The organism is Hominenteromicrobium mulieris (assembly GCF_046197855.1).
Taxonomy (GTDB): Bacteria; Bacillota; Clostridia; order Oscillospirales; family Acutalibacteraceae; genus Hominenteromicrobium; species Hominenteromicrobium mulieris.
Map to the genome: position 1 here is coordinate 3,172,815 of NZ_CP173188.1, position 12,145 is coordinate 3,184,959.

Below are 12,145 nucleotides of genomic sequence, written 5' to 3' on the forward strand. Positions count from 1 at the left end.
CTCGACCAAGGGGTTTTACCCTTGGAACCCACAGCCTTTTGAAAAAGGCTGGCGAAAACTTTATTCGCCCCGTTCACTTTAGCTTTGTGATTTACTCGCCCGTTTTATCGGTCAATTTCAAATCATACAGCAGGTTCTTGAGGTCTTCCTCGCCATAAAACTCGATTGTCAGCGCTGCTTTTTTCTTTGTGCCGGAGATATGCACCACACGGTTTAAAACGTCACGAAGTGCAAGTTCAGCCTCGTCATAGTAACGGATGCGGCGCTTTGCGGGTTTATCTGCCTTTTCCGGCTTCTCCTCGTTTGCGCGCTTTGCCATTTTTTCCAGCTCGCGCACGGAGATGCCCTCCATGGTCACGCGTCTTGCCGCCGCTTTCATCTGGTCTTCGTTTTTGAAGCTCAGCAGCGTTCTGGCATGGCCCGCAGTCATTTCGCCGCGCTCCAGCATGTTCTGCATATCCTCCGGCAGATTCAAAAGCCGCAGTGCATTCGTGATCGCCGGGCGAGATTTGCCCACTGTTTTTGCAATCTCCTCCTGCGTGAACTCGAAGTTATCCATCAGCATCTTGTAGCCGTTTGCTTCTTCCAGCGGCTTCAAATCCTCGCGCTGCAAGTTCTCAATCAGCGCCAGCTGCATCACTTCGCTGTCCGTCAGGTCGCGGATAACCGCCGGTACGGTCGTCAGTCCTGCCATGCGAGAAGCACGCCAGCGTCGTTCACCCGCAACGATCTGATAGCCGCCGGAAAGCAGTGGGCGCACCAAGATGGGTTGCAAAACGCCGTGCTGTGCAATAGAATCCGCCAGCTCGGTCATCGCGCCGTCATCAAAGCTCTGGCGCGGCTGCGTACGGTTCGGCTCTAAGTCGTTTATGCTGAGCTCCACCGCGCCGGCATCGTCCTCACGCGCATTGTCATAGAAAATTGCGTCCAGCCCCTTGCCGAGGCCTCCTTTTTTTGCCATTGCGAAAGACCATCTCCTTCTTGTCGCATTTATACCGATATCACACGATTTTGCGCATGAAACCGGTTTTGCCGCCGCAATCAGCGGTTTTTCTTTAAAATTTCATCCGCAAGCGCACCGTATGCGATGCAGCCCTTGTTGGATTTATCGTAGTACAAGATCGGCTGTCCGTAGCTCGGCGCCTCGGAAAGACGCACTGTGCGCGGAATGACTGTTGCAAACACCTTGCGCGGGAAATACTTTTTAATTTCCGTCACAACCTGCTGCGTCAGGTTCAGTCTGCCGTCATACATCGTCAGCAAAACACCTTCCAGCTCTAAACGGTCGTTGTAACGGCGCTTTACAGCCTGCACGGAGCTCATCAGCTGCGAAAGGCCCTCCAACGCGTAGTATTCGCACTGTACCGGGATCAAAACAGAGTCCGAAGCATTCAGCGCGTTCGTTGTGATAAGCCCCAGCGACGGCGGGCAATCGATGATGATATAGTCAAATTCTGTGCGCAGTGGCGCCAAAGCCTTCTTTAAAACGGACTCGCGCCCGTTCAAATCCGCAAGCTCAATCTCTGCCGCAGCCAGATCGGCCTTGGAAGGAATGACAGAAAGCTTTTCAAATTTTGTTTCGAGAACGGCATCTTCGCCCTTTGCCCCGTTGATGAGAATATCATACGAGGTCGTTTTCAGCGTTCGGCGATCAAAACCTACGCCGCTCGTGGAGTTGCCCTGCGGGTCAATATCGACCAAAAGCGTCTTTTTCCCTTTTGCGCCGAGCCATGCGGCAATATTTACTGCGCTGGTTGTCTTGCCCACGCCGCCTTTTTGGTTCGCCACGGCAATTACCTTGCTCATGTACCGCGCCCCTTTCCTTCTTCTTTCTATTATATAGGATATTGTAGCACATATCCGGCACAGAATAAAGAGAAAAGTTCATTTTTTTGCAATGTTTCATGTGAAACGGCCGGATTTTATCGCGTTTTGGCAAATTTTGATGTTTCATGTGAAACATTTGCAGTTTTAAACCGAAAAAAGCATTAAAAACACAGAAGGACTGCCGGCATTTGCAGACAATCCTTCTGTGTTGTGGGAAATGAATAAGGGAATGGGTTTACCTCGTACTCGATATTAAGTTCTGGCGCATCAGCTTGCCTTGTGTGCAGCTGATTTTGGGATGCGGACGACGCATTCGTAATACTCATTCGTTTCCTTACGCTGAAAAGCCGCGCCGATGCCGGCCTCTTTCATGGTTTGGACAGCATGGTCGATCGTGTTGAGGAACAGGCGAACATCTTTCGCAATGAATGTCCTCTTCGGCCTTTTCGCCTGTCCCTCCTGCTCCAAAAGTGATTTGATATACGTATCCGTCTGCGCCACGTTCATTTTGCGCTCTATGACAGTCTTCAACGCTGCCATGCGCTTTTCCGGATCTTCCATTCTAAGCAAAGCACGTGCATGACGCTCCGTAAGGTGGTTTTCCAGCACCATGCGCTGCTCTTCGCCGGAAAGCCGCAGCAAACGGATCTTGTTTGCAAGCGACGGCTGGCTCATGCCGAGCCTACGTGCGGTCTCCTCCTGCGTCATAGAGCGGTCCTGCATCAAAGCATAGATCGCAGCAGCTTCCTCAAAAAAATTCAGGTCACTGCGCTGCATATTTTCAATAAGCGCCAACACCGCGCCGTCCTGCGGAGAAAGCTCCTGCACAATGGCCGGGATGGTTTTGAGCCCCGCCATACGCGAAGCACGCCAGCGGCGCTCCCCTGCCACCAAAATGTAGCGGTCGCGGTCTCTGCGCACAAGAATCGGCTGCAAAACGCCGTTTTGACGAATGCTTTCTGCGAGCTGCAAAAGCTCGTCCTGCGGAAAATCCAATCGCGGCTGCGCAGGATTTGGCACAATCTTATCCGGTGAAAGCTCCAAAAGCTTTTTCTTTTCCGTAAATGCCATACGCTGCACCTCCTGCTTGCATTTCCAGTGTAAGAAGTTCGTCCTTTGTGAGGGCTTGTTCTCTTTACAGAAAATAGCTTACCACAATGAAAAGGCAGATTTTGCCGCAATCTGTCACCGTACAAAAAGTTTTTCTTGCTTTTTCAAAACGCGGTGCTATAATAATAGAAATATTCAAACGGAAAAGCGTCGAAAAAGCGCATATTCCCGCCATTTTTAGAGAAAAGGAGCGAAAGAACATGATCTATGCAGAAACCGAAATCAAGCTGAAAAACGAGTGCACCGCCGTCATACGCAATGCGCGCCCCGAAGATGCCAAGCAAATGATTGAATACCTGCGCACCGTTTCGGGCGAATCTCCGTTTTTATTGCGTGAGCCGGATGAGGTGAATTTCACCGTCGAAAAAGAACGCGCAATTTTGCAAAACAAAGCGGAAAGTCCAAACGAGATCATGCTCACCGCTTATGTAAACGGTAAGCTTGCCGGAAACTGTTCGCTGGCGTCGCAAGGTGATAAGCGCCGCATGAAGCACCGCTGCTGTGTTTCCATTGCGTTATATGAAAAATATTGCAACCTTGGACTTGGGCGTATATTATTAAGCACACTTTTGGAGCTTGCAAAGCAATGCGGATACACACAAGCGGAGTTGGGTGTGATTGAAGGCAACGAGCGTGCAAAGCATGTTTACGAAAGCCTCGGATTTAAAGAATACGGCTTTTTACCAAATTCTCTGCGCTATTCCGACGGCACCACGCGCGGTGAATACTTCATGGTGAAAGAGTTATAAGTTCCACGTGAAACAAAAAGGGCAGCTATGCGAATTACCTCTGCATAGCTGCCCTTAAATTTCGAGTGCTTTTACAAATATTTCTTAAAGCCCTTCACTTCGCTGTAGCCGATGGCATCATAGAATTTATGCGCGCCGGTGCGCTGTAAGCCGGAAACCAAAATGCAGTAGTGGCACTCTTTCTCTCTGCCCCACGTCTCAATGGCTTCAAACATGCCACGTCCAATGCCTTTTCCGCGGTACTTTTCGTCCGTAACAACATTTTCAACGAGTAAAATCGGCTTGCAGGTATCGCAAATATCTTCAAACACAACACCAATCAAAGAGCCACAAAGGTCGCCGTTTTCCGTATTTTCAGCTACAAGCAAGTAGTTATCCTCGTTTTTTGCGATTTTTTTCATCTTTTCCGCCATTTTCTGCGGATCTGCCATCGCATCGGAAAGCTGCGCCAAAAGCGGGTTCAGCTTCGGAATGTCGTTCAATTCAGCTTTACGGTAAATAATATTCATTTTGCTTCCCCTTTCTGCTCCAAAAATAACGGCTTTTTGGTGATCGTGCCACCGTGACGCGGATACATTTTCGGTGTAAAGCGCAGTTTGCGCATTACGGCAACAAAGCGCTCGCTCTGTTCCTCATCCGGCAGAATGAAAGGAACCGTTTTTACAACATCGCATCCAAGCGAAGAGATTGCTTTTCGGGCATATTCCAGTTCATCCGGCAAGCTCGGACCTTTCATCGCGGCAAAATAGCCCTTCATTTTGATGAGCGGAATGCAATATTCCGCCAAAATATTCATGTTTGCGACCGCACGAGCCGTTGCAACATCAAAGCTTTCACGTAGCTTAGTGTCTTTTCCGGCTTCTTCAGCGCGTTTATGAATCGTCTCGGCTTCAATGCCAATGGCATCACACACTTCGCGCAGAAAAACAAGCCGCTTATTCAAAGAATCCAGCAACGTCAGTTCAATGTCCGGGCGCATGATCTTGAGCGGAATGCCGGGAAAGCCCGCACCGGTGCCTACGTCGATAACTTTCGCATTCTTTTTAATTTCAAGCGCTTTCAGCAGCGTCAAGCTATCCACAAAATGTTTTATGACTGCCTCTTCCGGGTCGGTGATAGCCGTGAGGTTCATCACGGTGTTGCGCTCCAAAAGCAGATCAAGATAGATCTGGAACTGCTCCGCCTGTGCAGGCGAAACCTTTACGCCAATCTCTTTTGCTTTTGAAATCAGCAGATTTTTAATATCCATAATCAAAATTTCAGCCCGCCTAAAGCAAAGCTGCCCTTTCAGTTTTGTTTTATAAATATTATAGTAATTAAGCTCAATTCATTACATGTTAAATGTAGTAGACATCACTTTTCTTTATTGTGTGCAGAGAGCCAAATCAACAGCACGGAAATATCCGCCGGGGAAACGCCAGAAATACGCCCTGCCTGTCCCACGTTTTCCGGGCGCACGCGATTGAGTTTTTCCTGTGCCTCAAGTCGCAGACCCGAAATCTCGGCGTAGTTGATCTCTTTTGGCAGCAGCTTCTTTTCCAACCGGCGCATTTCGGCAATGTCCTGCAGCTGGCGCTTGATGTAGCCCTCATATTTAAGCGCCGTCTCCACGCTTTCAAAAATCTCACGCGGGTAATTCGGGCGTTCGGTGTCGATAGGTGTCAGGTCCGCATAGGTCACCTGCGGGCGGCGCAGCAGCTCAGAAAGGCGCACACCCGTCGTGACCGGCGATGTTTCACATGAAACCAGCACTTCGTTCAGCGCGTCCGTCGGCGAAAACACCGTTTTCTCCGCGCGCTTCATCTCCGCTTTTTTCTGCGCCTGCTTCTTTTCAAACTTCGCCCAACGGCGGTCATCGATGAGCCCCAGCTCGCGGCCGATCGGCGTCAGTCGCTCATCGGCGTTATCCTGCCGCAGCACAAGACGGTATTCGGAGCGCGAGGTCATCATGCGGTACGGGTCGGTGACGCCTTTCGTGATGAGGTCGTCGATGAGCGTGCCGATGTACGAGCCCGCGCGATCCAAAATAAGCGGGTCGCGATTTAAGACTTTCAGCGCAGCATTTGCACCTGCCACAAAACCCTGCGCGGCGGCTTCTTCATAGCCGGAACTGCCGTTGAACTGCCCCGCGCCGTAAAGTCCCGGATAATCGCGAAATTCCAGCGTGGCGTTCAGCTGCAGCGGGTCGCAGCAATCATATTCGATCGCATACGCGTTTCGCATGATTTCTACGTGCTCAAGCCCCTTGATCGTGCGGTAAAACGCAATCTGCACTTCTTCCGGCAGTGAAGAGCTCATACCCTGCAAGTACATCTCCTCGGTTTCCGCGCCGCACGGTTCAATAAAAAGCTGATGGCGCGGCTTTTCGGAAAAGCGCATGATCTTATCTTCAATGCTCGGGCAGTAGCGCGGGCCAACGCCTTCGATCATGCCCGCATACAGCGGCGAACGGTGAATATTATCGAGAATGACCTGCTTCGTGCGGTCGTTTGTCCAGCTCACGTAGCACACAGCCGAGTTTTTCGGCGGCATTTCCGCATCAAATGAGAACGGCGTGACAGGTTCATCGCCCTTTTGAACCTCGAGGTCGGTAAAATCGATGGATGAGCGCAGCACACGCGCCGGGGTACCGGTTTTAAAGCGGCGCAACGAAATGCCAAGCTCTTTTAAAGAACCCGCAAGTTCCGTCGCCGGGAACATGCCATCCGGGCCGCCCGCATACGAAACCTCACCCACGAAGATGCGCCCGCCGAGAAATGTGCCGGTCGCCAGCACGACCGCGCGGCACGTGTAAACCGCGCCGAGGCGTGTCGTCAGCAGCCAGTTATTGCCGTCTCGCTCAATGTCGATGACCTCCGCCTGGCGCATCACGAGGTTTTCGCACTGCTCAAGCTTATGCTTCATCACACGCGCGTACTTGTTGCGGTCGATCTGCGCGCGCAGCGAGTGCACCGCAGGGCCTTTACCAAGGTTCAGCATGCGGCTTTGCAGCGTACATTCGTCCGCCGTTTTGCCCATTTCGCCGCCGAGCGCGTCCACTTCGCGCACAAGGTGACCCTTTGCTGTGCCGCCGATGCTCGGGTTGCACGGGCAGTTGCCCACAGCGTCCATGTTTATTGTGAAGATCACCGTGCGGCAGCCGAGACGCGCCGAGGCCAAAGCCGCCTCAATTCCCGCGTGTCCCGCGCCGATCACGGCAACATCGTATTTTCCTGCATCATAGCTCATAATTTAACTTCTTTTCCGATTTATTCTGAAATACTGCCTATTTTAAAGATAAAATATAACAATTTTGATATTTTATTTTCCCACGCAGAACTTTTCAAATACCTGATCGACCACCGCATCCGAAACACGCTCTCCGGTCAGTTCATTTAAAGCTGCAATGGCACCCTCCAGCGAGACCGTCACCGCGTCCCACGTCATGCCCATAAGCAAAGCGTTTTCCGCTTCCTCCAACGCCGTGAGCGCCTCTTGTACGTCCGCGCGTTGGCGCTCCGTATAGAGAATGCCGTCGTTCGGGTTCAGCTCAGCGGTTTTCAGTGCGTGCGCTGCAGCGTTTTGCAGCGCAGGCAGTCCCTCGCCGGAAATTGCCGAGACCGTCACGACCTCTTTGAAATGCTTATCGATCTCCGCACGGTCGATCTTCGGCGCGAGGTCGGATTTATTGATGACCGCCACGGCCGGTGTATCGCCTATGGCGTCCATCAACGCGCGGTCGTCGTCGTTCAGCTCTTCACTCGCATCAAACACCGCCAGCACAAACTGTGCCGTTTTGACGCGATCTAAAGCCATGCGCACGCCGATCTGCTCCACGCGGTCTTCCGTATCGCGGATACCGGCGGTATCGGCAAGACGCAGCGGAATTTCACCGAGCAGCACAGTCTCCTCCACCACGTCACGCGTCGTGCCCGCAAGATCGGTCACAATGGAGCGCTCGCAGCCCGCAAGCAGGTTCATCAGCGTGGATTTGCCGGCGTTCGGGCGGCCTGCAATGACCGTCACCACGCCTTCACGCAGAATGCGCCCGCCGTCAAAGCCGGCGAGCAAGTCTTTCAGCGCCGTTTTTCCGGCGGCAAGGCGCGTTTTCAGCATCGTCTCATCCACCTGTGGAATGTCGTCGTCCGGGTAATCCGCCCACGCGGCAAGGTGCGCACCAATGTCCGTCAGATCCGAACGCAGCTTTTCAATGCGGCGGGAAAGTGCGCCGTCGTGTCCCGCCTGCGCCGCTTTCATCGCTTCGCGCCCCTGCGCGGAGATGATCTGCATGACGGCTTCCGCCTGCGCAAGGTCCATTTTGCCGTTTAAAAACGCGCGGCGCGTAAATTCGCCCGGCGCCGCAGAGACCGCACCGGCAGCAAAAACCGCCTGCAAAACCGCTTTTAAAACGAACAATCCTCCGTGGCAGGAAAGCTCCACCACGTCTTCACCCGTAAAGCTGTGCGGTGCGGCAAAAACGGTCGCAACGCACTCATCGAGGCGCTCGCCGTCCGGCGCATACACGTGTCCGAAGCGGCACGTGTAACCCGCCATATCACAGAGCTTCGCGCCGGAAAACGACTTAAAAACACGGTCGCCGACCGCGCGGGCCTCATCGCCCGAAATGCGAATGACTCCGATGCCGCCCGGCGCCGCCGCCGTAGAGATTGCTGCAATGGTCTTCATAGTTTATCCCTTCTTCTCGCTCGCTGCACATGCAACACTTTCTCATTTTGTATTATATCACGCGGCGAAAAGATTGTCACGCAGAATGTCGGAAAACGCAGGAAAATCACAGAGAAAGCGTAAAAACCTCCGCATACGCAAAGTATACGGAGGTTCTCTGTTTTAAAGTTTTAGTTTTTGGAGATCTTACCGTAAGGCGTAGAAACGTCGTCCAGAACGCGCGGTGCTGCGGGAGCGGTGCGGTTCTGCATCGGACGGCTGTCGCGGTTATCTCTGCGCGGAGCGCGGCCTCCGCGATTATCGCGGTTGTAGCCGCCGTTTCTGCCGCGGTTATTGCCGCCGCGACGGTTATCGCGTCTTACGTAGCGCTCGCCGCCCTCAGGGCCGATCACAACGTGACGGGCAAGGTCTTCACCCTCGCTCCAAGATTTCGCACCCTCAACCTCCTGCACGGCGGTGTGGATGATGCGGCGCTCATACGGATTCATCGGCTCCAAGGAGGCATTGCGACCGGTCTTTACGGCGCGGGCAGCCATCTTTCTGCCGAGGTTTTCAAGCGTTTCCTTGCGCTTTTCGCGGTAATTGCCCACGTCCAGCGTAATGCGATAATAAGACTCGTCCACATGGTTTGCAACGAGAGACGCAAGATACTGGAGGGAATCCAGCGTTTCGCCGCGGTGGCCGATGATGAAGCCGATATTTTCGCCGGTGAGCACAAGCTCTGCGCCTGCCTCTTCTTCGCGGATCTCAATATTTACGTCGCCGAGGCCCATGCCGGAAAGAACGTTGCGCAGATACTCTGCTGCGGCGTCTGCCGGTGTGGAACGGATGAACGCGCGCACCTTTGCCGGTCTGCCGCCGAAAAGGCCGAAGCGCTTTTTCTCTTCCGTTTCGAGAACTTCAAACTCTGCGTCTGCGGGATCTACGCCCAGCATTGCGCATGCTTTTTCATACGCTTCTTCTGTGGTTGCGCCTGTTGCGATTGCTTCTTTTACCATGGCTTTCTTCTTCCTTTCTTCTTTTCAATACTCTATCTTTATCCCGTTTCGGAGTGAAAGGAGGTGGGGATAACAGCCTTTATTTATTTCTTGCTTCCGAGATAATCGGTAGAATTGCCTTTGTTTTTCTGCGCATTTCCGCCTTTTTTACCGGCCGCTTTCTTTTCCTTCTGCGCGGCCTGGCGCTCTGCCTGCGCCTGGTTCTTCGCCTCAATCTTATCGGCAATCTGCTTTTGCAGATTTGCGGGCAGCGGCTTCACCTTCCGATCTGCCTGTAAAAGCGTCACATAGCGGCTCGCTTCCGACTTTGCGGAGACCTGCTCCGGCGAAAAATACTTGTGCGTGATGAGCGTCTGTGCAAAACCGACCAGCGCGGAAATAATCCAATAGAAACCGACAGCTGCCGGCATGATGTATGCCCAGTATGCAGACAGAAGCGGCATGCCGTACATCATGACCTTCATGCAGCCCTGACCTGCGCCCTGCTGCTGTGTGGGCTGCAGCTTCTGCATGACAAAGGACTGGCCCCAGTAGGTCACAAGTGCCAGCACCGGGATGATCCACAGCATAGAAGCGAACGAGCTCGTGTTCGGGGACGCGAGCAGGTCAAGACCGAAGCATTTGAAGCCCTTGCCGAAAAACTCAATCTTCTGCACATCGTCCGCGGAGAACATCGTCAGGTGGTCCTTCAGTGCGTCGAAATTCTTAACGATCTCAAGCTCTACATACTGGTTCGTGCTCGCAATGCCCGGAATCTTAGAAACGAATTCCGTAGCCTGCGAAATAGTGTCCTTTGCAATATGCAGGGTGTTCGAGAGCGGATAAATAACGGAGTAATAAATGCCGAGCATGATCGGGAACGGAAGCAGCGTCGTCAGACAGCCGCCGCCGGGATTCACACCCTCTTTTTCGTAGAGCTTCTGCAGCTCTTCGTTATACTTCATCTGGTCCTTGGCGTACTTCTTCTGCAGCTCCTGCTGCTTGCTTGCCAATCTGGACTGCGCCGCCATGCTCTTCTGCGATTTAATCGAGAACGGGAACATCAGCGCCTTTACGATGATCGTGAACAGGATGATCGCGATACCGTAGTTTTTGAAAACGGTGTACAGGAACCACAGCAGATAACCGAGTACGCTGCCGAAGAAATTAAAAATAGACATCATAGTAGTTGACCAAATCCTTCCCGGATCAAAACTTATTCTTTTTTCCGCTTTTCCGGCACGGGGTCATAGCCACCGCGGGAAAACGGATTGCACCGCAGAACGCGCCAAAGCGCAAGCACGCCGCCGAGTAAGGCGCCGTATCGCTCCACGGCTTCTTCCCCGTACTGCGAGCAGGTGGGGATATACTTGCAGCAGCCGCGCGTCGTGCGCGGTCTCAGCTTCCGATACAGATGGATGAGCCCGATGACGGCGCGGCGCGGCCAATACCGCACACCCTTTTTCGCCGAAAAGCGTCCGCCCTTATATTGTATCGCAGCGGACACAGGCTCTTTCTGTTTTCTCATACTGCTTTTCTGCTCTGTCGTTATGAAAATTCTTCTTTCGTTACACTTGCGGTTTCTTCGCCCGACTCCGAAGTCTTTCCGGAGTCATTTTCCGCCGTTTTTGCGGAGTTATTTCTATCTTTGGGTAGGGCAACAAGCACGCCGAGTTCCTCAAGCGCGCTTTTTAACTGCGAAGATACGATTTGATAGTTTGCGAACGGCGTTCTGCCGCGGCTGACGAGGACAAGGTCATACCCCGGCTTCAGCTGCGGGTACAGCGCACGGATGCTTTCACGCAGAAGGCGCCGCGCACGGTTCCGCTTAACCGCGTTGCCGATCTTTTTGCTGGCCGTAATGCCCACGCGCGCCTGCTTCACCTTTTTATTGCGCAGGCAATACAGCACAAGCGCCGGGCGCACCGCGCTTTTTCCGCGGGCGTAAACGCGCTTATACTCGTGGTTTTCGGTCAGCGGCACAAGGATGTCCATGGGTAAGCCTCCAAAGCCGTTCGGTAAGGCCAAAGCTGAGTATAGCAGAGCCTTGCCGCCGAAAAAATCAGGCAAAACAAAGAAAGGTCACGCAGCGGTGACCCTCAAAGCATACATTAGTAGGTTAAACGTGCTCTGCCCTTTGCTCTGCGACGCGCCAGAACTTTACGTCCGTTGCGTGTAGACATTCTCTTTCTGAAGCCGTGCTCCTTCTTTCTGTGGAGCTTCTTCGGCTGATAGGTTCTCAGCATATCAAAAACCCTCCTTTCACGAGGTTACTTATCAAAATGCGGTCTGCAAATAACAGTCCGTTACAGATAAGCATTATACCTTAAAACCGTAGAAGCTGTCAACCTTTTTTCGGGTTTTTACGGAAAAAAACTTGGAATGAAGCGCCGCAAAGGCAAAAGCAGACGAAAATAGAAGGCCTACATGTTTTTTTCAGCCTGAAAAAACACAAATCAAAGTGAGTGATGCTAAAAGCCTTTAATCGATCTTTTTTCAAGAAAGATTGTGGAGGCTCGGGGCAAAATTTCCCATTCCTGCGTTAAAAATCCGCCTTCGCGCTCCCTTTTTCCACCCTTTCTGCGTATAAATTGCCGAAAACACGTTTCTTTCCCGCTTTTTGCCTGTGAAGTCCGTCAGATTTTTCAACATTCCACAGGTTTTCTGTGGACAACTTTGCGGTTTTGTGCTACACTATATATTAGTATTTTAGCGTCAAAATGCACTTTCAATGCCGCTTCTTCGGTCATCATGACCGCCGCGGCGCGGCTATGGGCGCATACCGATACCAAAACCTAAAAGAAAGGGAATAAGGAA

Annotated in this window: 13 protein-coding genes; 1 reads left to right on the forward strand and 12 read right to left on the reverse strand. The window is 52.4% G+C overall.

The genetic code is table 11. From position 1 onward, the window contains the following. Positions 1 to 91: 91 nt before the first annotated feature. The 3 genes from ACI0CA_RS15705 to ACI0CA_RS15715 all read right to left on the reverse strand — a co-directional run bounded on the left by ACI0CA_RS15705 (position 92) and on the right by ACI0CA_RS15715 (position 2,898). On the reverse strand, positions 92 to 961 hold the full coding sequence (locus tag ACI0CA_RS15705) for a ParB/RepB/Spo0J family partition protein (RefSeq protein ID WP_316687877.1): 870 nt from the start codon (positions 959 to 961) through the stop codon (positions 92 to 94). Between the two features lie 80 nt (positions 962 to 1,041). After that, a complete protein-coding gene (locus ACI0CA_RS15710) occupies positions 1,042 to 1,806 on the reverse strand; it encodes a ParA family protein (protein ID WP_308449483.1) in 765 nt (254 codons plus the stop codon). A gap of 288 nt (positions 1,807 to 2,094) precedes the next feature. Next, on the reverse strand, positions 2,095 to 2,898 hold the full coding sequence (locus ACI0CA_RS15715; RefSeq protein ID WP_418931794.1) for a ParB/RepB/Spo0J family partition protein: 804 nt from the start codon (positions 2,896 to 2,898) through the stop codon (positions 2,095 to 2,097). A gap of 239 nt (positions 2,899 to 3,137) precedes the next feature. Here ACI0CA_RS15715 and ACI0CA_RS15720 point away from each other — a divergent pair, with 239 nt between their 5' ends. Beyond that, the gene (locus ACI0CA_RS15720; protein WP_417109963.1) at positions 3,138 to 3,686 is read left to right on the forward strand and encodes a GNAT family N-acetyltransferase; all 549 of its coding nucleotides are present in this window, start codon (positions 3,138 to 3,140) and stop codon (positions 3,684 to 3,686) included. Between the two features lie 71 nt (positions 3,687 to 3,757). On the opposite strand, the gene ACI0CA_RS15725 is transcribed toward ACI0CA_RS15720, so the two are convergent. The 9 genes from ACI0CA_RS15725 to rpmH all read right to left on the reverse strand — a co-directional run bounded on the left by ACI0CA_RS15725 (position 3,758) and on the right by rpmH (position 11,574). Next, complete coding sequence (locus ACI0CA_RS15725) at positions 3,758 to 4,195, reverse strand: GNAT family N-acetyltransferase (RefSeq protein ID WP_446806643.1); 438 nt, start codon at positions 4,193 to 4,195, stop codon at positions 3,758 to 3,760. Next, positions 4,192 to 4,935: a 16S rRNA (guanine(527)-N(7))-methyltransferase RsmG gene (gene rsmG / locus ACI0CA_RS15730; RefSeq protein ID WP_176820440.1), complete on the reverse strand. Its 744-nt coding sequence runs from the start codon at positions 4,933 to 4,935 to the stop codon at positions 4,192 to 4,194. Before rsmG ends, ACI0CA_RS15725 begins: the two co-directional genes overlap by 4 nt. A 104-nt stretch (positions 4,936 to 5,039) precedes the next feature. Then, entirely contained in the window at positions 5,040 to 6,914 is a 1,875-nt protein-coding gene (gene mnmG, locus ACI0CA_RS15735; protein ID WP_395590843.1) for a tRNA uridine-5-carboxymethylaminomethyl(34) synthesis enzyme MnmG, read from the reverse strand. Positions 6,915 to 6,986: 72 nt separating this feature from the next. Further along, the gene (gene mnmE / locus ACI0CA_RS15740) at positions 6,987 to 8,351 is read right to left on the reverse strand and encodes a tRNA uridine-5-carboxymethylaminomethyl(34) synthesis GTPase MnmE (protein WP_308449488.1); all 1,365 of its coding nucleotides are present in this window, start codon (positions 8,349 to 8,351) and stop codon (positions 6,987 to 6,989) included. A 170-nt stretch (positions 8,352 to 8,521) separates the two neighbouring features. Next, the gene (gene jag, locus ACI0CA_RS15745) at positions 8,522 to 9,349 is read right to left on the reverse strand and encodes an RNA-binding cell elongation regulator Jag/EloR (protein WP_308449489.1); all 828 of its coding nucleotides are present in this window, start codon (positions 9,347 to 9,349) and stop codon (positions 8,522 to 8,524) included. Positions 9,350 to 9,432: 83 nt separating this feature from the next. Beyond that, positions 9,433 to 10,512 (reverse strand): YidC/Oxa1 family membrane protein insertase, encoded by a 1,080-nt coding sequence (locus tag ACI0CA_RS15750; protein ID WP_308449490.1) that lies wholly within the window; start codon positions 10,510 to 10,512, stop codon positions 9,433 to 9,435. Positions 10,513 to 10,544: 32 nt separating this feature from the next. Beyond that, the gene (gene yidD / locus ACI0CA_RS15755; protein WP_412264883.1) at positions 10,545 to 10,856 is read right to left on the reverse strand and encodes a membrane protein insertion efficiency factor YidD; all 312 of its coding nucleotides are present in this window, start codon (positions 10,854 to 10,856) and stop codon (positions 10,545 to 10,547) included. A gap of 20 nt (positions 10,857 to 10,876) precedes the next feature. After that, complete coding sequence (gene rnpA / locus ACI0CA_RS15760; RefSeq protein WP_343285326.1) at positions 10,877 to 11,323, reverse strand: ribonuclease P protein component; 447 nt, start codon at positions 11,321 to 11,323, stop codon at positions 10,877 to 10,879. Between the two features lie 116 nt (positions 11,324 to 11,439). Then, positions 11,440 to 11,574, reverse strand: a complete 135-nt coding sequence (gene rpmH / locus ACI0CA_RS15765; protein WP_176820434.1) for a 50S ribosomal protein L34 — start codon at positions 11,572 to 11,574, stop codon at positions 11,440 to 11,442. Positions 11,575 to 12,145 lie beyond the last annotated feature (571 nt).

Coding starts and splice junctions, on each gene's coding strand:
- ACI0CA_RS15725 (WP_446806643.1), bottom strand. CDS start 4,195: ATGAATATTATTTACCGTAAAGCTGAATTGAACGACATTCCGAAGCTG.
- rsmG (WP_176820440.1), bottom strand. CDS start 4,935: ATGGATATTAAAAATCTGCTGATTTCAAAAGCAAAAGAGATTGGCGTA.
- rpmH (WP_176820434.1), bottom strand. CDS start 11,574: ATGCTGAGAACCTATCAGCCGAAGAAGCTCCACAGAAAGAAGGAGCAC.
- ACI0CA_RS15705 (WP_316687877.1), bottom strand. CDS start 961: ATGGCAAAAAAAGGAGGCCTCGGCAAGGGGCTGGACGCAATTTTCTAT.
- ACI0CA_RS15750 (WP_308449490.1), bottom strand. CDS start 10,512: ATGATGTCTATTTTTAATTTCTTCGGCAGCGTACTCGGTTATCTGCTG.
- ACI0CA_RS15720 (WP_417109963.1), top strand. CDS start 3,138: ATGATCTATGCAGAAACCGAAATCAAGCTGAAAAACGAGTGCACCGCC.
- rnpA (WP_343285326.1), bottom strand. CDS start 11,323: ATGGACATCCTTGTGCCGCTGACCGAAAACCACGAGTATAAGCGCGTT.
- ACI0CA_RS15715 (WP_418931794.1), bottom strand. CDS start 2,898: ATGGCATTTACGGAAAAGAAAAAGCTTTTGGAGCTTTCACCGGATAAG.
- yidD (WP_412264883.1), bottom strand. CDS start 10,856: ATGAGAAAACAGAAAGAGCCTGTGTCCGCTGCGATACAATATAAGGGC.
- mnmG (WP_395590843.1), bottom strand. CDS start 6,914: ATGAGCTATGATGCAGGAAAATACGATGTTGCCGTGATCGGCGCGGGA.
- ACI0CA_RS15710 (WP_308449483.1), bottom strand. CDS start 1,806: ATGAGCAAGGTAATTGCCGTGGCGAACCAAAAAGGCGGCGTGGGCAAG.
- jag (WP_308449489.1), bottom strand. CDS start 9,349: ATGGTAAAAGAAGCAATCGCAACAGGCGCAACCACAGAAGAAGCGTAT.
- mnmE (WP_308449488.1), bottom strand. CDS start 8,351: ATGAAGACCATTGCAGCAATCTCTACGGCGGCGGCGCCGGGCGGCATC.